Genomic DNA, 23,776 nt, shown 5'->3' with positions numbered 1-23,776 from the left:
TCTGATTGGGCATTATTATTTATTTGTTGCTGTAATTTATACAATCAAAAAGACGGGACTCCTCGCGGTTGTGCCTGCCTTTTAAAAGGGCCATTTAAATTTGGGCGCTACGCTCAGAATCTGCCTCATTCCTGCCGTTTTTTGGTTTTCCCCCATCATTTCAAGGTATAAGACTAGTAGACCTGAACTATTGATGCATTGGGGACGTAAAATATCTGCTGTTTTACGATGACTGCCCAAGCGGAAATAGTGCCGGGAAATGATGAGTGAATGTAAAGGTTCCATTGGTCCGGATTTTCCTTTGCATTTGATGTGTGTCTGAGTGTCGGGGTGCTATTTGCATTCTGGCTGATGCTCGAACGGGGATTTGGTGGAAGGATCAGGTTTCCGTTTAGTTTGTGGGGAATATTGCTATGGCTGATTATCTTCTTGATTGGAACGATACGGGTTCTGACGGATCGACAACTATTACATCTGCATCGGGTTCGGACGATATTTCTGTCACTGTGTCCACACCCTGCAATGACGATAGCGACAGTTGGACAATGAACGGCGGGATCCTGTACGGATCCGGCGTTGAAAACGAGATTTCGACATTTGTTACATTCGATGCGCCAGTCGAAAATGTCAGCTTTGAATTGCTGGATGTTGATCAGGGCGGCGGTTGGGATGACAAGGTCACCATTATCGCCAAAGATGCGGACGGCAACATCGTGCCGGTTAACTATTCCGATCTGGCGTGGCACCACACAGTTGACGGCAATACGGTCAACGCGGGGGATAACGAAAGCCCCGGTGTGGAAGGGTCGGGGGCTGTTGACTCGGTGACTGTGACCATCCCGGGACCGGTTGTCAGCATTGAAATTATTATGGACAACGGTGAATCTGCCGACAGCAGCGGTGTTGTCGGTATCACGGAAATGACATTTGATGCGGTTCCGGTTGTGACCCCGGACGGGATTGTTCAAGGCACCGCAGGCGATGATCTGATCGATGTGGCCTATACCGGTGATCCGGACGGCGACCGCGTGGATAACCATGATGCTGTTCTGGATGATCCGAATGGCGATTACCTGCCCGATGCTGGCGACAATGACGACACGATCCTGGCCGGTGCGGGCAATGACACGGTTTTTGCCGGCGAGGGCAACGATCTGGTCATGGGTGGTGACGGCGACGATACATTGCACGGCGAAGACGGCGATGATCAACTGTGCGGTCAGGATGGTGAGGACACCATCTATGGCGGCGCGGGTGACGATCTGCTGGAAGGCATGAATGACGACGATCTGCTGTATGGCGGTGACGGGGACGACATCGTCAAAGGTGACGCTGGCGACGATGTTGCCTCTGGCGGTGCCGGAAATGACTCGGTTTATGGCGGCAGCGGGGACGATACCCTGTATGGCAACGACGGCGATGACACAATGGGCGGCGGCTCGGGCAATGATGTGGTCTTCGGGAATGACGGTGCCGATACCATCAAGGGCGGCGGCGGCGATGATGTTATCTATGGCGGCACAGGTAACGACGACATTAATGGCGGCACGGGCGATGATACCGCCTATGGCGGCGCTGGTGATGATGTTGTTTCCGGTGGCAAAGGCGATGACATAATCTATGGCGACGGTCCGGTTCCCGGCGGCGTTGATGGGGGTGGTGTTGATCCTGTCACACTCAGCTTTGACAATGTTGCGGCCGGGTCCGAAACCGCCAGTGATCCGAATACAGCACAAGCCGGCGACAGTGTGATTTACGAAAATGTTGCGGTTCTGGCTGACGGAACCGTCGTCGATGCCCGCCTGGTTCTGGTGGAAACATCCAACGACGACCTGACCGTCGATCTGGCATCAAGTAATGATTATGAAATCATGCTGAACGGAACCAATGACGCGGATATGGAAGGTGAAACAGCCACCTTCCGGGTTGAATTTTACGACCACTTGACGGGTGAGCCGGTAGAATTGAATCCGGCCCTTGTGTTCCATGATCTGGATACGAACCACGGGACCGAAACCCTGACAATCAACGATCCGTCACTGGTCAATGTCGGCGTGCCTTCGGACAGTTCTCTGGATGTGAGCTATGACGGCACAACCCTGCTTGCATCGGCCACGGAAGACAATACGGATCCTTCCGATCTGGATAGCCAGATTTCGACGGTGTATGGCACGACCAGCTCGATCACATTCACCCTTGGTACACGTGGTATCAATTCGGGTATCGGCTTTGGCAGCATTGGTGATCAGGAATTCGACTATCTGGTCGATGGTGGTGACGATGTTCTGGATGGCGGGGAAGGGGACGATACGATCTATGGCGGCGGTGGTAATGACACCATCACCGGCGGTGCCGGATCCGACGTAGTATTTGGCGGCGACGGTGATGATGTCATTGATACATCCGGCCCCAATTCCACCGGTGTGGATGCTATGCCCGATCTGGGATACCCGGGCCTGTATCCGGCCGACACTGATCCAAACGATGACAAGGATGTCGTTTATGGCGGGGCCGGCAATGACACCATAACCACCGGTGATGATGCCGATATTATTTTTGGCGGCACAGGGGATGATATCATTGATGGCGGCATCGATGCCGACACCATCGACGGGGGCGACGGCGACGATGTGATCATTGGCGGCGAAGGCTCGGACATCATTGATGGCGGTGCCGGCGATGATACCATTTATGGCGGCCTTGATCCGTCATTCCCCGATGCAATCAATATTCCCGATGACGGCTCTGGTCCCTATGGCCCCGATCTGGTGCCCGATAACGGTATGGATGTTATCCATGGCGGCGAAGGTAATGATACCATCTATGGTGCCGATGATGATGATATATTGTTCGGTGACGAGGGTGATGATTACATTGATGGCGGCATTGACGACGATACCATCAGTGGCGGGTCGGGTGATGATACGCTGATTGGCGGGCAGGGGGATGACGTTATTTCCGGTGGCACCGGCAATGACAGTATTTCCGGCGGCTCGGGTGTCGATATCATGTCCGGTGGCGATGACCGCGACACCTTTACCAACATCACCGCCGGTGATGTGGTTGAAGGCGGCGAAGGCGGTGATGACTATGACACGCTGGACCTGACCGGTTCGCGCCCCGATGGCGGCAGCATCCGTGTCTTCCATGATGCGGGCAACCCGGAAAACGGCCATGTCGATTTTCGCGATGCGGATGGCAATGTCATCGGCACAATGGAATTCCACGATATCGAAAATGTGGTGCCCTGTTTCACACCAGGAACCCTGATTGCCACCCCTAAAGGCGAACGTCTGGTTCAGGATCTGGCCGTCGGGGACAAGATCATCACCCGTGACAACGGGATTCAGGAAATCCGCTGGGTGGGCGAAAAGAAGCTGCATTGGCAAGACCTTGCCACCAACCCGCATCTGATGCCGATTCTGATCAAGAAGGGGGCTTTGGGCAACGATTTGCCGGAACGCGATATGCTGGTTTCGCCAAACCACCGTATGCTGGTGGCGAATGACAAAACCTCGCTATACTTCGAGGAACGCGAGGTTTTGGCCGCGGCCAAGCATCTGGTCAACAACCGCGATATCATCCAGAAAGAGGTTATGCATACCGCCTATCTGCACTTTATGTTCGACAATCACGAAGTGGTCTTGTCGGACGGGGCCTGGACCGAAAGCTTCCAGCCAGGTGATATGGCTCTGAAATCGGTTGGCAATGCGCAGCGTAACGAGATCATGGAACTGTTCCCCGAATTGGCGACACAGGACGGGATCAATTCCTATCAATCCGCGCGCAAAACCCTGAAAGCCCATGAAGCACGGCTTTTGGTGCGCTAGATAGCGGCCCTGACTGGGGCAACAGGCCTGAATGACAAAAGATCGGGGGATGGGGTGCCATTTCCCGATTTTTTTATTGCAATGCTTTGCCGGACGTTGAACCCTGACGGTGAACCAAACTGCAATAGGGATAGTCATGAAACCGTATTTAAAAACCACCCCGACCCGCGAAGGCTTTTTCGGCGAATATGGCGGCGCGATGTTGCCGCCCCCGCTGGTGCCTCATTTTGAGGAAATCGCGGCCGCCTATGACAAACTGTCGAAATCTGCCGAATACATGAATGACTTGCGCTATATCCGCAAACATTTCCAGGGCCGTCCGACACCGATTTCCTATCTGAAAAACCTGTCCGACATGGCCGGTGGCGCGCAAATCTATGCCAAGCGCGAGGATCTGAACCACACCGGCGCGCATAAGCTGAACCATTGTATGGCCGAAGGGCTGATGGCCAAATACATGGGCAAAACCAAACTGATCGCTGAAACCGGGGCCGGGCAACACGGTGTGGCGCTGGCCACCGCTGCGGCCTATTTCGGCATGGAATGCGAAATCCACATGGGCGAGGTCGATATGGCCAAAGAAGCGCCCAACGTGGTGCGCATGAAACTGCTGGGGGCCACTGTGGTTCCCGTCACCTTTGGCGCCAAAACCCTGAAAGAGGCCGTGGATAGCGCATTCGGCAGCTATATGGAGCAGGCCGACAAGGCGCTGTTTGGCATTGGTTCGGTCGTAGGGCCGCACCCCTTCCCGATGATGGTGCGCGATTTTCAAAAGGTTGTGGGGATCGAGGCGCGTGAGCAATTCATTGAAATGACAGGGGAATTACCCGATGTTGTGGCCGCCTGTGTGGGCGGCGGATCAAACGCGATGGGGCTGTTTTCCGGCTTCTTTGATGATGAAGGGGTGGAATTGTTCGGGGTTGAGCCGGGCGGCACATCCTCGAAACTGGGCGATCACGCCGCCACGCTGACCTATGGGGTTGATGGCGATATCCACGGTTTCCGCACCAAAATGCTGGTCGATGACGCGGGCGAACCTGCGCCGGTGAACACGCTGGCCTCGGGGCTGGATTACCCCGGTGTCGGGCCGGAGCACGCGCATTTGCAGAAAACCGGACGGGTGAATTACACCGTGGCTGACGACAAGGAATCGCTACAGGCGTTTTATGACCTGTCGCGGCATGAGGGGATCATTCCGGCACTGGAATCCGCACACGCGCTGGCCTTTGCCCTGCGCGAAGCCAAAAACCACATGGGCAAATCCATCCTGATCAACCTGTCGGGTCGCGGCGACAAGGACATTGACTTTGTCGCGGAAACCTATGGTTTCGGGGAATAAATTCTCCTGAACACATTAGCGGCGTCCGGTCTGTCGGGCGCCGTTTGCTATTTCCCGTCCAGCTTTTTCAGCATCCGGTAGGTGTTGCGCTCGCTCACCCCCAGGGCCTCGGCCACCTGTTTGCGGTTGCCGGCGAATTTGTCCAGCAACAGCCGCAAATAGGTGTCGCGGATTTCGTCCAGCGTGGGCTGATGGTCAAACCGTAAGGAAACGCCGTTTTCAGTGGCATTGGACGGCAGGCCCGAGGATTGGCGGGGCAGCGCGATGTGTTCGGGCAACACGATATCCGCGCCCGCCGACATGATCACACCGCGTTCAATCGCATTGCGCAATTCGCGCACGTTTCCGGGCCAGTCGTATTCGGTCAGGGCATCCACCGTTTCTTGGGCAAATGATTTGTCGATCCCGCGGTGGAAGTTGCGCCCTTGCAGGAAATGTTCAGCCAGCGGCATGACATCGGATTTGCGGGCCCGTAGCGGTAAAACCTGAATTTTCAGCGAGGACAGCAAATAGAACAATTCGCTTTTGAAATGGCTCATCAGGGCCATTTCCTCCAGATCGACTCCGGTGGCCGCCACAAAGCGCGCGGTTGAGGGCATGGCCGCTGTGGCCCCCAGCGGGCGGTAGGATCCCGTCTCCATTACGCGCAGCAGTTTTGATTGCATTGCGGGGGATAACTTGTCGATATCATTCAGAAAAATGGTGCCGTTGTCGGCGGCGGCAATCAAACCTTCGCTGCGTTCCTTGTTGCCGCTATCCTGCCCGAACAGATCGGCCTCATTCAGTGTGTCGTCACAATCAACGGTGATAAACCGCCCGTTTGCCCGCGTGCTCTGGGCATGCAAGGATGCCGCGACGGCCCCCTTGCCAACGCCGCTTTCGCCACAAATCAGCACCGGCGTGTCGGCAGCGGCAAAAATAGACACCAGCCGCCGCACCTCGGCCATTTGGGCACTTTCCCCGACCAGATCGACCTGTGTCGCGCTTTGGGCCTGCGCCTGCCAGAACGCCAGATCACGCTTCAGCGCCACGGTTTCAAAGAACCGCGCCAGCGTCAGTTCCAGATTTTGCGGCGATACCGGTTTGACCAGAAATTCGGTCGCCCCGGCCTTGACCGCATTTACCGCCTGATCGATCGAGCCATAGGCGGTCAGGATCATCACCGCGCAGTATTCGCGCAATTCGGGCAGAAATGTCATGCCGTCGGTGTCGGGCAGGCGGATGTCCAGAATGGCCAGATCGGGGGAAAAACCGCGCAGCACCTCAAGCGTTTCCTCGCGCGATGTGGCACTGCGGGCGTCATATCCCAGCCGCTGCACCTGATCCAGCATCAGCCGGTTCAGGGTTTTGTCATCCTCGATCAGCAAAATCCGGTGATGTGGTTTATGCGTTTCCATCCTGCACCTCATGATCTGCATCGGGGAAACGGACATAGAATGTGCTGCCCTTCCCCAATGTGCTTTCTACCTCGATTTTGGCGTTGTTGCGATCCAGAATGGCGCGCACAATAGACAGGCCCAGCCCGCGCCCCGTGCTGGCATCGGCGCGGCGTGACCAGAACGGCATGAAAATACTGCTCAGGTCCTGCGGGGCAATGCCGACACCCTGATCGCTGACGGTCAGCACGATGTTGCCATCCTCGCGACGGGTTGTAACATGCAGGTTGCCTCCCTCGGGCATCGCGTGAATCGCATTCATTGCCAGATTGATCACCAACATGCGAATGTCGCTGTCCGATCCCAGAATACGACTGCGCTCGGGGATGTCATGGGTGATGGTCACGCCGGTCTGTTCTGCCTCGTAATGCAGTAGGGACAGGGTTTCGGGCACCACCTCGTCCAGCGTAATCAGGTTTTGCACGTTGCCGGCAGGGGCGCTGAGCAGCAACAGACTGTCCGTGATTTTGATGCAGTTCTGGATTTCCGTGCGAATTGTTTCGAAATATTCCAGTGTTTTGGCGGCCTCGTTGGCCTCCAGATCGGATTGCAGCGCGGTCAGGCCCAGATCGATCGAGGACAGCGGATTATAGATTTCATGGGCCACACCGGCGGCGAGCAGGCCGATTTCCGACAAGCGTTGCTGTTGTGAAATTTTGGCCTGTTCGTCCAGATTGCGGATCGATTCCACCACGCAGGGCACGGTTTTGCCGTCGATCATCATATCTACACGGGCCGAGGACACCTCGACATAGAGTTCATTGCCATCAACCCCGATATGTTTGTCCTGCGCCGTCATCTGGTCGCCGTTTTGCTGGCACAGTTCCACCACGGGGCAGCGCACCATCGTATAGGGGCATTGCGTGTCGCGCCCGTGGCTCGAGGCATAGCACATGTTGCCGACCACCTGATCCATCGGCTGCCCCACCTGTGCGCAATAGGCGGCGTTGGCTTTTAGAATGCGGAAGTCGGGATCAATCACGCGGATGCCGTCGGGGATGGCGTCAATCAGCGCTTGCAGGAAATGTTCGGACTGGCGCAATTGTTGCAGGGATTGGCGCAACTGGTCCGACATACGGTTGAAACTGCTGCCCAGACGGGCAATTTCGTCATTGCCCCGCACCGGCACTTGCCTATCGAACTGCCCTTGGGACAGGGCTTTGGTGGCTTTTTCGACCTCGCCCAGCGGGGTGATGACCAGCCGCACCAGCGCGAACCAGATACCCAGACAGACCACCGCAATCACCAGCAGACCAAGTGCTGCCAGTTTCAGCGCCGAGGCCGTGGCCTCGTGGCGGATGGATTGCGCCTTGTAATCGACCACCAGCAGGCCGTTGACGGGGTGTTCCGACAATTCCCCGTGGCAGGTGCTGCAAGCTGTCTGGTTTTGCACCGGATTGATGCTGCGCAGAACCTCGCCGAACTGTTCCGATTGCAGGAACAGCGATTGTTGCGACTGGCTGTCCAGCGCCTGTTTGATGATGTCCTCGTCCAGCCGCAGGTTCAGCCGCGTCGGGTCCGAGGAAAAGCGCACCTCGAATTCGGGGTTCAGGATCATCACCCGCGCGATGGCCGGTTGTTTGCCCATATCCTGAAGGATCGCCTTTAGCCCCGGAATGTCGCGCTTCAGCATCGCGTTTTCCAAAGCGGCCTGCATCACATGATTGATCTGCATCGAGGCCCGCGCGTGTTCGGTGACCAGCCGCTCCTTGTAAAAGGCGCTGACCACCAGCAGGAACAGGGCCGAAACCAGCACCAGCAGGATACCGATCGCCATTACCAGTTTGCGCTGCAGGCTGGCGCCGATCCAATGATGCAGCCGCAATATGGGGGCGGGCAGGTTCAATCCAGCACCACGAACAGTTTTTTGTGATGGTCCGTGTGCTGGCAAATCCGGCACAGCCCGTTTTCGGGGGCCTGTGCGCTGGTGGAATGGGTTTCAACGCCGCAGGCACGGCAATGGAACCGCGTCAGAAGTATATCCGCGCCTCTGTGTCCCATACCCTGCACCCCGACTGCCTGAACATCACAAATGTCGCTGCACAGCTGGCATCCTGTGCAACGCTCCGGTGCGCAATGATACAGGGATTTGCCGTTTTGTGCCTTGATCAGGGTCAAGGCATCATGCGGGCAGATATTGACGCAATCATCGCAGCCGGTGCAGCGGGTGGCGTCGATATGCGGGCTAAACGGGTAAAGCGTTTTGGCGGGGTCGGGGGCGTGGCCCTGTATCAGGAATTTGTGCAGCGGGGTATCTTCGGGATCAGGGGTTTCATTGGCGGGCGGGGCAACAAAGCGGCGCAGGAAGGCGCGGCGGGACGGATCGGGCGCATCAAGGGCTTGATGCCACCGGGCCATGTCGCGTTTGCTGGCGATGGCCATTTCAATACCGGGCAGGGCGCGGCTGTCGGCCAGTTGGTTGAAATCGGCCACGGCGGTTTCGATCCAGACCATCGGCGCTGCCTCGCAAGTTGGACAGCCACCCGTTGCAACCAGCAAGTGCCGCACGCCATCCAGCCACATGCGCGCCAGATCGTTCAGGCCGATGCTGTGAATACAGTTTGTTGCGGGGATATTTTTGGCCTGTGAATGGCAACGGCATTGCACCAGCATTGTGTCGCCCTGTGGCTTGGGCAGCGGGGCTGGCTGGGAAAACACACCCTCCATGCAAACCGCAACGCAGGCGCCGCAACCGGTGCAGGACAGGGTGTCGACTTTGGGCCGCCGCGCGCCCAGATCAATCGCATCGACAGGGCAAATCCGCTGGCAGGCATCGCAACCGGCCAAAAGCAATCGGGACCGCACGCAGGCGGCCCCGTCGATGTGAATTCGGGTGCTATCGGTCCGGTTCATGCCTCACCAGCTCTCGGAGACACCTGGCACATAGGCGATGTCCTCGTTCAGTTCGGACAGGCTGTAGGGCGCGATCTTTTCTTCCTCGGAGGGGGTCCAGCGGGCTTCGCCTGTCAGATCCTCAAGCAGGTTGCGCAAGGCGTCCAGATACCGGACTGTCAGCCTTGCGCCTGCAATCAGCAGGGGCTGTTCACAGCGTTGGGCCATCAGGGTGCAGAAATCGGGCACCCAGACCATAACGTGTTTGTCCATAAACCGCGCGGCGTCCCGGGCGGCGGTTTCGGACCCTAACCCCAGCAGAAGTTCGATGAACTGCAATTCATGCACGATGTGATCATCCGAGCGCAGCCGCCAATCTGGCACTGTCACGTCGTAATGGTCATACCATTCGCGCACCGCGAACATGGGTTCTTGCCGCTCCAGCTTTTCCTCGGTCAGCCAGACAGACCCGGTGGGCGCAATCCGGTAGGAATGGGTCAGATAGACATCGGCATATTCCGCCGCCAGTTCATCCAGCGTGCCCGTATCCACCGGATCGGGCAGGGCGGTGATGGCGGCATCAAAGGCGGCAACATCCGCTTTGGCTGCATCATCCGGCAGGATTTCAGCGAAGAACCCTGCCGCATCATTTTCACGCAGACCGTGCAGAAAATCCGCATCCGCCTCGCGGTCGTGCAGCCGGATCAACAGGGACAGCCCGTAGCGCGCCGGCTCCAGTATCGACAGATCCTTATTCATCCACGATCCCTTTCGAGTGGGGAACGAACCGGATTGACGGGTTGGTCAAATCCGGGTCGGCCATGCTTTTGACCTGCCGCACCAGCTGGTCATTCGGCCCGACAACGGTGGTTTCAAACCCGCCCGCGTCGATCTGGTCAATCGGGCCAACATCCAGCACCCGCATCATACAGGCCGCGACGCAGTATGGTTTGCGCCCTGCTTCCTGTTCGTCAATGCACATGTTGCACTTCTTGACCACGTTTTCGGCGGGGTCAAACTGCGGCGCGCCAAAGGGACAGGCGGCTTCGCATTTGCGACAACCGATGCACAGGGTGCTGTCGATATCGACGATGCCGTTATCCTTGCGTTTCCAGATTGCGCCGGTGGGGCAGGCGGGCAGGCAGGCCGGTTCGGCGCAATGGTTGCAGGACATATTGACCTTGAAGGCGAACACATTCGGAAACACCCCGCCTTCGATATATTGCACCCGGCGGAACCGTGGACCGGCATCAAGCCCGTTCTTGTCCTTGCAGGCGATTTCACAGGCCCGACAGCCGATGCAATCCACGTTGTTGTGGATGAATCCCATCTGCATATCCGGCACTACGGGCGTATAGCCTTCGCGTTTGATCCGCGCCGCGTTTGCCTTGATCCGTTCTTTGTCGACAGTATTTGCCATTTTGAAACCCTCCTACAGATCGCGGCGGAAAACATGGCTGCGCGCGGTGGCCAGTTTGTCCCAGCCGGGCCGATGGTTCAGCGTTGTTTTCTTGATGTTGCAAAGCACAGTGTTATAGGCAAAGGCGCCTGCGGGTGATGGATCATCCTTAGTCAGGAAGTCGGGGTTGCCCGAGCGATCCACGCCATCCTTGTCCAGATCCATCCACGCCCCTTCGTGTAGTACGACCACACCGGGCATACAGCGTTCGGTGACATAGACCGGCACGATCACCTTGCCCCGATCATTATAGATTTCCACAATGTCCCCCATACGGATGTCCAGTTTCGCCGCGTCCGAGGCATTGATCGTTACCTCTTGGCTGAAGGTTTCACGCAGCCACGGGATATTGTTGAATATCGAGTGCGTGCGCCAGCGCGGGTGCGGGCTGATCATATGGAAGGGGAATTTTTTGGTCAGCGGGTGGTTCAGGCTCTCCCATGGTTCGATCCATTTCGGGATGGCCGGAATGTAGTAGCCGTAAGATGTCTTGGTCCAGTCGGTGATCTGCGCCAATTGGCCCGAGAAAATCTCGATCTTGCCCGAGGCTGTCTGGAAGGGTTTGCCCTGTTCAATCTGTTCCTTGAAAGCGACTTGCGGCTCGTCAAAGACGAACTTGTAAACACCGCGCTTCTTGAACTCATCCCAAGTCCATTCCACCCCCTGATGGTGCTGAACCTTGCCCCACCAGTCGATCAGATAGGCCTCGTCCACCGCATCCGGGTTGTTGAAATAATCGCGGTTCGCTTTGGGGTTATAGCCGGGGCCAAAGCCCAGACGATAGGCCAGTTCGGTGAAGACCTGAAAATCCGATTTGCTTTCGCCCATCGGGTTGATCACTTTTGGACGGTGTATGTAGTAATGCCCTTTGTACCACGGCAAGGCCACATCGTGACGTTCAAAGTGGGTGGCAATTGGCAGCAGGTAATCGGCCCAGATACCGGTCGGGGTGATGGTGCTGTCCATGCAAACCAGCAGGCTTTCGCCTTCGCCATAGCTGTTCAGCTTGTCAATCGCCTCGATTTCCTTGTTGATGTTGGTCAGCTGGTTGAACCAGTCCGACCCCTGCCAGAAAATCCCGCGGATGTTGGGGATCTGGCCATCGGTATTGTCGCCGCGCGGCCAGATGCCGATTTCCTCGCGTTTCACATTGGGGTAGTTGATCACGCAATGCGCCCAGCGGTCCGATTTGATCGCCGCAAACCAGACGTTGGCGAACTGGTCGTAAGGATAGGCCACGCCCTCGGCGTGCCAGCCTTTGCCAACCCCTTCGGCGCAGCCGCCCAACACCCCGACATTGCCTGTCATCGCCTGTAGCGCGTTGGCCATGCGGGCGTATTGTTCACCATAGGCGTTGCGCCCCGGTGACCAGCTTGCCTTCAGCGCGGCCGGTTTGGTGGTGGCATACATATCGGCCAGTTTGATGATGTCCTCGGCGGAAACCCCGCAGATGTCGGCAGCCCAATCGGGTGTTTTTTCAACGCCGTCACTGACCCCCATGATGTAGTCTTTGAAGTTTTCCTGCCCCTTGGCCCAATCAGGCATCGTGCCTTCGTCCATACCTTGAACGAATTTGTCGATGAACTCCTGATCCTGCAGGTTGTTGGCGAATATGTAATGCGCCATCCCCGCCATCATTGCGGCATCGGTGTTGGGGCGGATCGGGATCCACCATGCGTCATAAGCCGATGCACTGTCGGTATATTGCGGATCAATCACCACGAATTTGCAACCGCGCTGTTTGGCCTTGCGCATGTAGTAGAATGTGTTGCCGCCGTGGAATGTATAGGCCGGATTCCAGCCCCACATGATGATCAGTTTGGAATGCATGAACGCGTCGTCTTCATTCCCGTCCTGAATGGTGCCATAAGACATGCGGCTGGCGAATGTATTGCCCTGATAGGACGGCACAGACCAGCTATTGGTGCGGCAGCCGAACATGCCCAGAAAACGGCCAAGCAGCCCTTCGATCTGGTCCGATTTATGCAGCACGCCATAAGACGCCCCCGCATAGCTTTGGTCCAGAATGGCGGTCGGGCCATAGGTTTCCTTTAGATGCACCATGCTTTTGGCGATGTCGGTCAGGGCCTCGTCCCAGCTGACACGCTTGAACTTGCCTTCGCCCCGCTTGCCGACCCGTTTCATCGGGTACAGCAGCCGTTCTGGCGAATAGAGGCGCGAGCGGTAGGACCGGCCCCGCAAACAGGCCCGCAACTGCGGCTTTTCCTCGGTGTCGGTGCCATAGGCATCATCACCCTGATGGGTGCCGTCATCGGTGGACAGGCGCACAATCACGTCGCCCTTTTTATGCGCAACCAGCATGTGGCGGGATCCGCAGTTGTGGGCGCAGGAGGTGACCACCGTTTCCAGATCGTCGTCCAGCGGGTAAGGCTCGTAGGCGAAGGCTTTGACCTCTTTGCCTGCGATCCCGCCGCCTACCAACCCGAGCGTTGCGGTCGCGGCGGTGGATTTCAGGAAGTCGCGCCGGGTCTGGGTGAAAATCTTGGCCAGTTTTGCCGGATTTGTCAGGAATTTCATTGTTCTTGTCTCCTGTTACTCAGACCGTGTGGGTTCGGGCCGTTGATATTCGGGATCGGATGCGGTGGGACGCGCCAGCGCCCAGTCGGGGGTTTCCTCGTCCATGTCGGGCCACGGATGGCGCGGGTAGGGGTAGGAAATGCGATACCACTGGCGGCCACCATGACAGCCGTAACAAGTATCGGAACTGGCGGTTGCCAAGTCCTCGATGTTGTGGGCGTTCAGGTAGGTGACGTTGTGGCGGTTGGTGCGGAACCCGTATTCGCCGTGGCAGACCAGACAACCGTTGGGGGTGTCCTCGTCCTCCAGGTCCAGACGGGCCTCGGGCCAGTTGGCATCGACCCCGTCCATATTTTCATACGGGAAGGCTCCGTGACAGCGCAGACAGGTTGTCGACGGGTTGACCATTTTACGCAGGGTGAATTCGGGCGTTGGGGCGGCGCTGTAAGCGGCGCGGCCAAACAACAAATCCGGGCTTTCCTCGCGCGGGTCATTGGCCTTGTGACAGAAGGTGCATTGCATATTCATCACCGACTGCGCGTAATCGCTTTGCAGGTGGCGATAGTGGAAGGTTTCCTGCGGCCCCTCGTAGGTGGCCAGTGTCTGGTACCATGCCAGTGTATCGGTTGCAGGTACACCGGCGGGCGAAGCTTCGCGCGGTTTGGCTGTCATGATCTCGCTGTGGCAAACCAGACATTCCTCGTTGCTGGCCTGATTGATCATTGGCGGGAAGTGCAGTGGATGATAGCGCGCGCGCTCGTAATCCATGCCTTCGACCTCGGCCGTTAAGGCCGCTACCTTTGCATCAATCGCGGCTTGCTCGTCCGCGGTGCGGGCCGGCGGGTTGGTGTAGCTGTCAACAAAGGTGTTTTCCTCTTCCACAGCGGGTTCTTCAGTTGCGGTTTCGGTTGCCGCGGCTTCGGTCGCTGCGGCAGGTGTGGCCTCGGCTGCGGTGGCGGCAAATCCCAGATCGGCCACCGAAAGCGGGCTGGCGGATTGCTGTGCCAGATAGGCGATCAGATTGTGGCGATCGGCCTCTTTCTTCAGACCGGAAAAGCTCATCGCGGTGCCGGGCACATAGGCCTTGGGCTTGGTCAGATATTCGTCCAGCATCGCGGCGTCCCAGCTTTTGCCGGACAGGCCAAGCATGGCGTCGGAATATTTGAAGCCTTCGCTGGTGGCGACATCGCGCCCGACAATGCCCCACAGGTTTGGGCCGACCTTCTTGGCGCCGCCATCATCAATGGTATGGCAGGCCTTGCATTTCTTGAAAACTTTTTCGCCAGCCTCGACGCTGATCGCGGGAGTGGCTTCGGCGACTTTCACAGGGGCAGGGGTGGCAGCGGGTGTTTCGGCTGTCGTTGTTGTGTCTGATTGTGTGTCGGTTTTAGCTGCGGGTTCGGACACCGCGGCAGTTGCGGACTCGGGGCTGCCTTGGAAGATAAGGTTCCCGATGACGAAAATTGCCAACCCTGCCGTGCCCAATAGCCCGGCGAGGGACAAATACCCTAACAGCGATTCAATCTTTTTCATTTTGCAGTGTCCCCAATTGGCTGTGAACTGGCAGGTTGTGGAAACGGCGGTTGCCCGCCGTTTCCTGATTTATCGGTTTGGTTAGTTGGAAGGTGGTGTCCAGTTGCCGGACATCCCCGACATACCGTTCATACCCGACATGCCGTTCATGCCGCCCATTCCCGACATACCGCTCATGCCTGACATGCCGCCCATGACGGGGCCAGAGGCTGTCCATTGGGTGCAGAACCAGCCGGAAGCGTTGCCGCTCATGCCTGACATGCCGCCCATACCGGACATTCCGTTCATACCGGACATTCCGTTCATACCGAACATTCCGTTCATACCGGACATTCCGTTCATGCCTGACATACCATTCATACCGGACATACCATTCATGCCTGACATTCCGTCCATGCCGCTCATGCCGGACATTCCGTCCATGCCGCTCATGCCGGACATTCCATCCATGCCACTCATACCATTCATACCGGACATGCCGTTCATACCGGACATGCCGTTCATTCCGGACATGCCGCCCATGCCTGACATACCATTCATACCTGACATGCCACCCATGCCGGACATACCTGACATGCCGGACATACCGCCATAGCTCCATTGGGTGCAGACCCAGTTAGAACCGCCATTGCCGGACATTCCAGACATGCCGCCCATACCTGACATGCCATTCATACCCGACATACCATTCATACCCGACATACCGTTCATTCCTGACATTCCGTTCATACCGGACATGCCATCCATGCCTGACATCCCTGTTTGCGTGTCAGCAACAGCTGCACCCGCAATAAGAGACCCCGAACACAAGATGGCTGCCAAAGTTGATTTTACCGTTTTTGTCATACTTCTAGCTCCTCTTTAGATAATTGGCGCCCATACTGTGGTTGTTTTACCGTCAGCTTGCGCCGCCTCCCCGGGGTGTCCCGGAAACTGGTGTGTGGGTGGAAAACAGCAAGGTTCATTCCTGTTTGTGCCAACCACGAATGTCATAAGGGGGCAGCATCCCGGGAAAGAGGAACGGGTTGAACCAGGCCCCCTGATCTTCGAGAAACCGCAGGCTGGCCGGATAGGGCGGGATTACTCCGCTCAGCGCCCGGGCATACCATGCGCCGTCCTTTTTGAATTCGGTGATGACGGGTGCGCCTTCGGGGCGCTGCGATGGTTCCACCCCGGCAATGAACTGGGCCGCTGCAGGAAGCGCTGCTGCCATCAATCCGGCGATAACCAATGTCAAAAATAGAGTCCGATGCTGCATATTTCCCCCATTTTTCAATGCAGGGGGCGGACTGTGATCGCTCAGCCGGTTTTTTTGCTGTCCGATCCGGTTGCCCCCCGTTTCGACTCTTTGATTACCATATTGTCGCAGTGAAAAATAAAATAAATTAATGATAATAAGGTGATAAGCGGCATTTAGTGGGATTTCGACCTGACAGAATGTCCGGTGCTGTTCTGCAATCCGTCGCGCGATGCGGAATTTCAGGGGCCGTCGAGGGTGACAAAATGGCAGGGTGTTGGCAGAAATGGCGGGTGCGGCAGGTTGTCGCACCCGGTTTGGCCAAAACCCGACGGTTGACGATTGGTGCGGGAAGGATTTGATAGGGGCAACGATTGTTTTCTGGTTCATAGGGGATGCCGCATGTCCGTTACCACTGCTGAAATAAAGGCCCTTCTGGCCGGTATAAACCACCCGCGAACCGGACAGGATTTAATCGCCGAGGATGTTGTGCGGGCGCTGAAAGTGGACGGGGGCCATGTGCAACTGGTACTGGACGTTCTGGCGCAGGATGCGCAGGCAATGCTGCCGGTGCGCGATCAGGTAGAGGCGGCGATTGCGGCGCTGGACGGGGTGGAAAACGTATCTGTGCTGTTAACCGCCGAGCGCAAGGGCGATGCGCCGCCTGACCTATCCGCAGGGCGCACACCGCCGCCGCCGGAACAGGTGGACGGGGTGAAACACATCATCGCCGTTGGCTCGGGCAAGGGCGGGGTCGGGAAATCGACGGTTTCGGCCAATCTGGCGCTGGCACTGGCCGATCTGGGGCTGAAGGTGGGGATACTGGATGCCGATATTTACGGGCCTTCACAGCCCAAACTGATGGGCAGCAACGGGCGGCCTGTGGCGATGAATGAACGGTTGATCCCGATTGCCGCGCATGGGGTCAAGGTGATGTCGGTGGGGTTTTTGATGGAGGAAAACCGCGCGCTGGTCTGGCGCGGGCCGATCCTTGCGGGGGCTTTGCAACAGATGCTGCACGATGTGGCCTGGGCGCCGCTGGATGTGCTGATTGTCGATCTGCCGCCGGGCACGGGGGATGTGCAGATCACCCTGACCCAGAAAACCCCGATCACCGGCGCTGTGATCGTCACCACTCCGCAAGACGTGGCCCTGATCGACGCCCGCCGTGCGATAGATATGTTCCACCAAACCGAAACGCCGGTTCTGGGGTTGGTGGAAAACATGTCGACCCATATCTGCACATCCTGCGGGAACGAGGACGACGTGTTCGGCCACGGCGGCGGCGAGGCCGAGGCCAAGGTGCAAGGCATCCCGTTTCTGGGGGCGCTGCCCCTAACGCGGGTGTTGCGCGAAACGTCCGACAGCGGCACGCCGATTGTGCGGGCGATGCCGGATGGACCCGAGGCGTTGCGGTTTGCCGAAATTGCACAGAAGTTGAAGGATCAGCTGGCGGCACTGTAAGTCTTTGTTATTACGGGTATTCAACGGGCTAATTTGTCCCGTTGACCATTGCGCCCTGTGCTGAAAAATAGGGCTGGCAAAGGGCGCGCGGCCCAACAATATCAAGGTGTGAAATATGTTCATCCCGCCCAAACCCGTTTCCGATTACCCGTGGTATATCCGGCTGTTTTTCTGGAAGCAGAAAAAGACATACGGCAAGGTGCTGGAGCCGGGGATGCTCTGGGCGCGCACGCCCTCGGTGTTTATCGGGGTGGCGCTGCTGTATGGCGCGCTGAACCGGCGCAAGGGGCGGATTGATCCGGCGTTGCGGTCTTTGGTGACGGTGCGGGTGTCGCAGATCAACCATTGCGAATTCTGCGTCGATATAAACGCCACCACCCTGATGAAGCGCGGGGTGAGCGAGGATAAGGTGGCGCATCTGGTGGGCTGGAAGGATAGTGATCTGTTTGACGGTTGCGAACGACTGGCGCTGGAGCTGACCGAGGCGATAACCTATACGGATCAGGATGTTACGGCGGGGTTGATGGAGAATCTAAAGGCGCATTTTGACGAGGATGCCCTGGCCGAACTCTGCGGCTTGATCGCGTTCCAGAACATGTCGAGCAAATATAACGCCGCACTGGATATTCCGGCGCAGGGGTTTTGCCAGATGCCGCTGGCGGTGATCAACAAGGAAAGCGCCTAGGTTCGTTTGCGCCATTTTGCCCAGTCTTGTGGCGTGTCCAGATCGGTGGTGGCGTGACTGTCGGGCAGGGGCACCAGCCGCACCCGTTCGGCGTGTTGGCGCAACAGGTGGCGGGCACCTGCATCGCCGGTGAAAACATCTGGATCGTTAATCGCCCAGCGGGGCAGCAGAACGGGGTTTCCGGCGATGCCGTCTGCACTGGCTGCACGGTGGATGCTGGCTTCAAGATCATTCAGGAAGGCCTTGATAAGGTTCAGGTAATCGTCAGTGGTTATATCGGGCATATCGGCCAGCGCGACAAGTAATCCTCTGGCCTTATCCGGCAATACCCCCAGACCCGCCCGCAAGGATGCAGCCATGCCGCTATCGGCATCTGTGACCTCCAGAATGGTGACATCCAGCCCCTCAATCAGTTTGCGGCGGGTCTGGTTGCCCGCCGGCAATGCAACCATCACCGGACAGCCCGTTGCCACCGCGCGGCGGGTAACATGGCGCAGCAGGGGGCGGCCGTGGACATCTTCCAACAGCTTGTCGCGGCCCTTCATGCGCATCGAGGCACCGGCGGCAAGGATCAGGATTGATATCGTCATGACGCGATGTCTGCGCGGGCGGCCAGCAAGTCGCCGAAATCTGCCATGGCGCGGATCACCTGTTCCGCTTCCCGGCCCAGATCAGTCAATGTGTATTCGGTTTTGGGCGGCACAGTCGGGTAAACCTTGCGCGTGACCAGACCTTCGGATTGGAGCATCCGCAATCGCGCCGCAAGGATTTTCGGGCTGACCCCCAGCAGCGCATATTGCAGTTGCGAATAACGCCGCGTGCCTGCCAGCAATTCGCGGATGATCAGCGTGGTCCATTTACCGGACAATATGTCGGCGGACAATCTTACGGGGCAGTCGGGGGTGCAATCAACACCGGGTTCCATAGCGTCCATATCGGATAGTCACTTTCATTTAGGTAACTACTTCCCAAAAGGAAGTTAGGGAAATATGTCTGCCTTTCAACAATGTTTCAAGCAAAAAAGGCACAAGATATGACGTACTTCAAGGCTCTCTGCTATTTCATCGGTGTGGTCCAGCTGGTGCTGGGCGCGCTTTACCTGTTCGCACCGCAGTTCTTTGTCGCATGGCAGGGGCTAAGCGAGATCGGGCAGGACATCAATTATCCGCTGGCGATGCTGGCCGGGCGGTTTCTGGTTTATGGCGTGGGGATGTTCGTGATTGCCAGCGACCCTGTGCGTTACAGAATCTGGGCGGATGGAATGATTGCCATTCAAATGATCGACCTTGCGGCGGGGCTGTTTTACACCGGCACGGGTGTGGTTTCGATCGAGCATTCGGGCATTGCGATGTTTAACGCAACACTGTTCATTATTGGGCTAAGTTTGTTGCGGCGTGGTGTTGCGCGGCGGGTAACAGCATAAGCCAAGCGATCGGGCAGGGGTGCCTTGCCCGATCAACCGTGTTCTTCGTTATGTTCGGCCAGACGGCTGGGCAGCAGTTCGCCGGTGTCGCGCAGGATCGAATAGGCCACCATCGATACCGCCGTATTGATTTGTTTCAGCGCGCGCAAGGTTTCCTGGTGGATATTGCTGGTTTCGATGCTTTCGGTGGTGCCTTTGCGTAGGCGTTCCAGATGGCGGCGTTGCAATTCCGCCTCGACATCGCGCACGGTTTCCTTTTCCTCGACCAGCTGGCGGGCAGCATCGACCCCGTTGGTCATCAGCACATTCAGCGACAGTTGCACGTTCGACAGCACCCGATCATGGAAATCGCACAACTCGCGCCAGCCCTGGGGCGAGAATTTCAGCCCCTTGTCATGCACCTTGTGCGCCATCCCCAGCAGATTTTTCGATATTACATCGCCTGCTGCTTCGAGGTTGATCGCCACCGAGGACAATTCCATACTGCGGTGGGCCGTCTTTTCCGGAATCTGTTTCTGGTGCAATTTGGCCAGATACAGTTTGGTGTCGAAATACATTGCGTTCACTTCGGATTCATTTTCGCGGATGGCTTTGGCCGTGGCGTCGTCCCAGGTTTCGTAAAGGCCAAGAACAGGGGACAGCATGGCCTCGACCTTTTCACCGATATGCAGCACCTCGCGAGAGGCGCAGATCAGGGCGCGGTCGGGATCGTCCAGCGCGGTTTCGTCCAGCGCACTGATCCGTTCGATCCTGACGGCATCGGGTGAAATCGGATCGGCCAGTATCCGGTCCAGAAAGCGGGTCAGCGGGGGGATCAGCGGCAAGGACAAAAGCACCACGGCAAGGTTATAGGCCAGATGCAGGTTGATGGACTGACGTTCGGCGCTTGCCCCCAGAACATCCAGCGGGAATACCTCAAAATTCAACATTAACAAGGCGATGACGGCCCCGCCACCGCGCAGCAACAGGTTGCCGATGACAATGATACGGGCATTGGCCGGCGCCCCGAGGGTCAGGGTAAAGGGGATGAAGGAGCCGCCCAGATTGGCCCCCAGAACCATCGCCATTGCCGCTGTGGCGGGCAACAGACCCTGGGCGGCGAAAGTGACAAACATCAACACAGCCGCGACACTGGAGTGCATCGCCCAGGCCAGCAAAGCGCCAACGATAAAGGCCGAGAACACATCGCGTGCCAGATAGCCGGCAAAGGGTGCAATCGCGGCGCTGTCACGGATCGGGTCGGTGGCCATACGGATCATATCCAGCGATACCAGAACCAGCGCAAGGCCGATCAGGATACGGCCCGTCTGGCGGACTTTGGGCTGTTGCCCTTTCAGGAACATCGCCACCCCGAGCAACAGCAACAGCGGGATCAGCCATGCCGCGCGTACCAGCAGGATTTGCGTGACAATCGCCGACCCCAGATCCGCCCCGAGGAACATCGCCAGCCCGACGCCAACCGCAATCGTGCCTTTGGCGGCAAAGTTGGTGACAAGCAGCGCCACTGCAGTCGAACTTTGCAGCAATATCGCTGTGATCACACCTGTTCCAGCAGCCAGTGGCGGGTTGCCCGACGAGCGGCGCAGCCATGTGCGCAATTCGCTTTTGAAGGCCCGCTGCACGCCGGTGCGGATGATGCGGACGGACCACAACAATAGCGCCGCCGACCCCGCAAGATTTAGTATAAATGTTAGCACTGCTGCCTCGTTCGCCTTGGATGGGTGCGCCTAACTAGGCAAAGGATGCCCTGTTTGCAAGCGTATTTGATGGTATACGGCCTTTGTCGGGGCAAGCAAACACGCGGTAAGTGACTGAAAAAAGCAGAAAAACCGCTATGTAACAGTCGTGTAACAGTTATATGACAGCATTGTTGCAAGCCAAAATCAAAACATTTGCGAACCCATGATCTGGCCAGCTTTTACCAGATGTCGGGATGGCCGTGCGGCTTGCAAAACAAATATGCAGGGAATTTCCGAGCGGGACAATCTGCCCAATGGAAGAATCTTTGCTGTCGTTATTTAGCTTGGTGACAGGACGAACCCAGCCCTCTATATGCAGGGCAAGCAAGAGGGATGAGGCAATGGTAGCGTCACAAGAACGGGTCAAGGAACTGGACAGTCTGCGCGAAACTTTCGGCGCAGAACGCGTGGCCGAGGCTGAGCGGCGCGGCGCTGTGCGGGCGTTGTTTGACCGGATCGCACCACGTTATGACCTGATGAATGATCTGATGAGCTTTGGCCTGCACCGCCTGTGGAAACGCGCCACGGTGCGGGTGGCGCTAAAGCGGCTTCAGGGCAAGGATGGCCCGCTGGTTGATCTGGCGGGGGGCACGGGTGACATTGCCTTTGGGGTGAAGGCGGCCGATCCGTCCCGCAAGGTGATCATCGCCGATGCCAGCGCCGGTATGCTGGAGGTGGCCCGCAAACGCGGCGGGGATAGTGTTGAATATCTACACGCCGAGGCCGAAGATATGCCGCTGGGGGATGCCTTTGCCGCCGGTGTGACGCTGGTGTTCGGGCTGCGAAACATGACCGATCCGGCACGTGCGCTGGCCGAAACCGCGCGGGTGCTGAAACCAGGGGGCAGTCTGGTGTTGCTGGAGTTTTCCAAGCCCGCGGCGTGGTTTGCACCGTTTTACGGTATTCATTCGCGTTTTGTCATTCCGGCCATCGGCGCGATGGTGGCGCGGGACAAGGGGGCTTATACCTATCTGGTGGAATCGATCCGCCTGTTCCCGGCCGCCGATGACGTGACCCGTGCACTGGACAAGGCAGGGCTGGAAACGATCGAAACCCGCGCCTTTATGTTCGGCGTTGCGGTGTTGCATGTTGCGGTAAAGAAATGAATTCAACAGCCCCCACAGCGGATACCACGGCGCAGATAGCAGATCGGCTGCGGCATTTGCCGATGCCTGTTTTGTTGTTCATTGCGGCGCGGGTGAAAACCCTTGGACTGTCGCTGGCGCCTGTTGCGGTGGGTACATGGCTGGCGGCGCAATCCGGGGATTGGAATGTGGCAGTGATGGTGGCCGCTATGGTGGCCGCCGCTTCGATCCAGATTGGCACAAACCTGTGGAACGATGCAGCCGATGGCGGGCGCGGAACAGATGGGCCGGACCGCTTGGGGCCGCCCCGTATGACCGGCCTTGGCCTGCTGGATGCGGCACTGGTACGGCGCGCGGCCATGGCGGCTTTTGCCACAGCGGCGCTGTTCGGCCTGTGGCTGACCATGATCGGTGGCTGGCCGGTCATTCTAATCGGGCTGGTTTCGCTGGCCTTGGGATATTTCTATTCAATGGGAGCATATCCTTTGTCCCACAGCCCGCTTGGCGAAGCGCTGGTAATTGCGTTCTTTGGCGTTGTTGCGGTTGGAGGTACGGTTTATCTGCACGGTCAGCAGATCACGGGTGATGTGCTGATGATTGGAATCATCACCGGCCTGCCGGCTGCAGCGGTTCTGTTGATCAACAACCATCGGGATCGTGATCTAGATCAAATTGCCGGTCGAAGAACCTTGGCAATTGTAATCGGGCAGGGGGCAACCCGTGGCCTTTACGGGTTTTTCCTGATGGCGGCATTACTGGGCGGGGTATTGATATCCGCAAGTAATATTGCAGGCTTTCTACCTTTTGTTCCGGTCACTGTTCTTGCATTCATTCTGGTCGCCGGAATGATGAAAACCCCTGTTTCTGCGGGCCTGAACAGGTTGATTGCCGGCACTGTAGGTTTCCAGATTCTGCTTTTGTTTGCGATCGTCTTAGCCCGGTATTTCTAATCTGGAACCGGCTTTCGGGGATTCGGTTTTCGGCCAAATCTGTAGGAGAATAGGTCGAGACAGCCTTTGTTTGATCCCCGGACAATCCCGCCCCGGGAAATATTCAAAAAAATGGATGCAAAAACCACCACGCTTTGACAAAAGTCAAGGAACGCAAAATTTTTGTGTGGTCAAGTTCCCGTGATCAAGTCTGCGCCACATCTATATCCAGACTTGCGCGGCACCG

Annotated in this window: 19 protein-coding genes; 7 read left to right on the top strand and 12 right to left on the bottom strand. The window is 57.5% G+C overall.

Annotated features, from left to right (window positions below):
- The first annotated feature begins 413 nt into the window (after nucleotides 1-413).
- Both BAR1_RS18355 and trpB read left to right on the top strand, forming a co-directional pair.
- Complete coding sequence (locus BAR1_RS18355) at nucleotides 414-3,830, top strand: Hint domain-containing protein (RefSeq protein WP_118942649.1); 3,417 nt, start codon at nucleotides 414-416, stop codon at nucleotides 3,828-3,830.
- Between the two features lie 136 nt (nucleotides 3,831-3,966).
- Nucleotides 3,967-5,169, top strand: a complete 1,203-nt coding sequence (gene trpB / locus BAR1_RS08630) for a tryptophan synthase subunit beta (RefSeq protein ID WP_118942648.1) — start codon at nucleotides 3,967-3,969, stop codon at nucleotides 5,167-5,169.
- Between the two features lie 47 nt (nucleotides 5,170-5,216).
- Here the strand turns inward: trpB and BAR1_RS08625 are convergent, their stop codons facing one another.
- From BAR1_RS08625 to BAR1_RS18180, 9 genes are all read right to left on the bottom strand, one after another.
- Nucleotides 5,217-6,566 (bottom strand): sigma-54-dependent transcriptional regulator, encoded by a 1,350-nt coding sequence (locus tag BAR1_RS08625; RefSeq protein ID WP_162891718.1) that lies wholly within the window; start codon nucleotides 6,564-6,566, stop codon nucleotides 5,217-5,219.
- Nucleotides 6,553-8,451, bottom strand: coding sequence for a sensor histidine kinase (locus tag BAR1_RS08620; RefSeq protein WP_118942646.1), 1,899 nt, complete (start codon nucleotides 8,449-8,451; stop codon nucleotides 6,553-6,555). Before BAR1_RS08620 ends, BAR1_RS08625 begins: the two co-directional genes overlap by 14 nt.
- Nucleotides 8,448-9,458: a 4Fe-4S binding protein gene (locus BAR1_RS08615; protein ID WP_118942645.1), complete on the bottom strand. Its 1,011-nt coding sequence runs from the start codon at nucleotides 9,456-9,458 to the stop codon at nucleotides 8,448-8,450. Before BAR1_RS08615 ends, BAR1_RS08620 begins: the two co-directional genes overlap by 4 nt.
- A gap of 3 nt (nucleotides 9,459-9,461) precedes the next feature.
- Nucleotides 9,462-10,196 (bottom strand): TorD/DmsD family molecular chaperone, encoded by a 735-nt coding sequence (locus BAR1_RS08610; protein ID WP_118942644.1) that lies wholly within the window; start codon nucleotides 10,194-10,196, stop codon nucleotides 9,462-9,464.
- Entirely contained in the window at nucleotides 10,189-10,857 is a 669-nt protein-coding gene (locus BAR1_RS08605) for a 4Fe-4S dicluster domain-containing protein (RefSeq protein ID WP_118942643.1), read from the bottom strand. Before BAR1_RS08605 ends, BAR1_RS08610 begins: the two co-directional genes overlap by 8 nt.
- Nucleotides 10,858-10,869: 12 nt before the next feature.
- On the bottom strand, nucleotides 10,870-13,434 hold the full coding sequence (locus BAR1_RS08600) for a molybdopterin-dependent oxidoreductase (RefSeq protein WP_118942642.1): 2,565 nt from the start codon (nucleotides 13,432-13,434) through the stop codon (nucleotides 10,870-10,872).
- Between the two features lie 15 nt (nucleotides 13,435-13,449).
- Nucleotides 13,450-14,967, bottom strand: coding sequence for a c-type cytochrome (locus tag BAR1_RS08595; RefSeq protein ID WP_118942641.1), 1,518 nt, complete (start codon nucleotides 14,965-14,967; stop codon nucleotides 13,450-13,452).
- An 81-nt stretch (nucleotides 14,968-15,048) separates the two neighbouring features.
- Entirely contained in the window at nucleotides 15,049-15,813 is a 765-nt protein-coding gene (locus BAR1_RS18100) for a hypothetical protein (protein WP_194295028.1), read from the bottom strand.
- Nucleotides 15,814-15,928: 115 nt separating this feature from the next.
- Entirely contained in the window at nucleotides 15,929-16,594 is a 666-nt protein-coding gene (locus BAR1_RS18180; RefSeq protein WP_228408813.1) for a hypothetical protein, read from the bottom strand.
- Between the two features lie 12 nt (nucleotides 16,595-16,606).
- On the opposite strand from BAR1_RS18180, the gene BAR1_RS08580 reads away from it, so the two are divergent.
- Nucleotides 16,607-17,668: an Mrp/NBP35 family ATP-binding protein gene (locus tag BAR1_RS08580; RefSeq protein ID WP_118942639.1), complete on the top strand. Its 1,062-nt coding sequence runs from the start codon at nucleotides 16,607-16,609 to the stop codon at nucleotides 17,666-17,668.
- A 115-nt stretch (nucleotides 17,669-17,783) separates the two neighbouring features.
- The gene (locus tag BAR1_RS08575; protein ID WP_118942638.1) at nucleotides 17,784-18,353 is read left to right on the top strand and encodes a carboxymuconolactone decarboxylase family protein; all 570 of its coding nucleotides are present in this window, start codon (nucleotides 17,784-17,786) and stop codon (nucleotides 18,351-18,353) included.
- Here the strand turns inward: BAR1_RS08575 and BAR1_RS08570 are convergent.
- The gene (locus BAR1_RS08570) at nucleotides 18,350-18,943 is read right to left on the bottom strand and encodes a nucleotidyltransferase family protein (protein ID WP_118942637.1); all 594 of its coding nucleotides are present in this window, start codon (nucleotides 18,941-18,943) and stop codon (nucleotides 18,350-18,352) included. The two genes, BAR1_RS08575 and BAR1_RS08570, sit on opposite strands and share 4 nt — an antisense overlap.
- Nucleotides 18,940-19,287, bottom strand: a complete 348-nt coding sequence (locus BAR1_RS08565) for a winged helix-turn-helix transcriptional regulator (protein WP_228408811.1) — start codon at nucleotides 19,285-19,287, stop codon at nucleotides 18,940-18,942. The genes BAR1_RS08570 and BAR1_RS08565 overlap by 4 nt, the downstream gene beginning before the upstream one ends.
- A 99-nt stretch (nucleotides 19,288-19,386) precedes the next feature.
- On the opposite strand from BAR1_RS08565, the gene BAR1_RS08560 reads away from it, so the two are divergent.
- Nucleotides 19,387-19,776: a hypothetical protein gene (locus tag BAR1_RS08560; protein ID WP_162891717.1), complete on the top strand. Its 390-nt coding sequence runs from the start codon at nucleotides 19,387-19,389 to the stop codon at nucleotides 19,774-19,776.
- Nucleotides 19,777-19,808: 32 nt separating this feature from the next.
- Here the strand turns inward: BAR1_RS08560 and BAR1_RS08555 are convergent, their stop codons facing one another.
- On the bottom strand, nucleotides 19,809-21,473 hold the full coding sequence (locus tag BAR1_RS08555; RefSeq protein WP_118942634.1) for a Na/Pi cotransporter family protein: 1,665 nt from the start codon (nucleotides 21,471-21,473) through the stop codon (nucleotides 19,809-19,811).
- 383 nt (nucleotides 21,474-21,856) lie between these two features.
- Between BAR1_RS08555 and BAR1_RS08550 the strand changes: the two genes are divergently transcribed.
- Both BAR1_RS08550 and menA read left to right on the top strand, forming a co-directional pair.
- A complete protein-coding gene (locus BAR1_RS08550; RefSeq protein WP_162891716.1) occupies nucleotides 21,857-22,621 on the top strand; it encodes a ubiquinone/menaquinone biosynthesis methyltransferase in 765 nt (254 codons plus the stop codon).
- Nucleotides 22,618-23,550: a 1,4-dihydroxy-2-naphthoate octaprenyltransferase gene (gene menA / locus BAR1_RS08545; protein WP_118942632.1), complete on the top strand. Its 933-nt coding sequence runs from the start codon at nucleotides 22,618-22,620 to the stop codon at nucleotides 23,548-23,550. The genes BAR1_RS08550 and menA overlap by 4 nt, the downstream gene beginning before the upstream one ends.
- The last annotated feature ends 226 nt before the right edge of the window (nucleotides 23,551-23,776 follow it).

This window comes from Profundibacter amoris, assembly GCF_003544895.1.
GTDB lineage: Bacteria > Pseudomonadota > Alphaproteobacteria > Rhodobacterales > Rhodobacteraceae > Profundibacter > Profundibacter amoris.
Note: the sequence above shows the minus strand (reverse complement) of the source record. Positions and strands in the feature narration are given on the sequence as shown.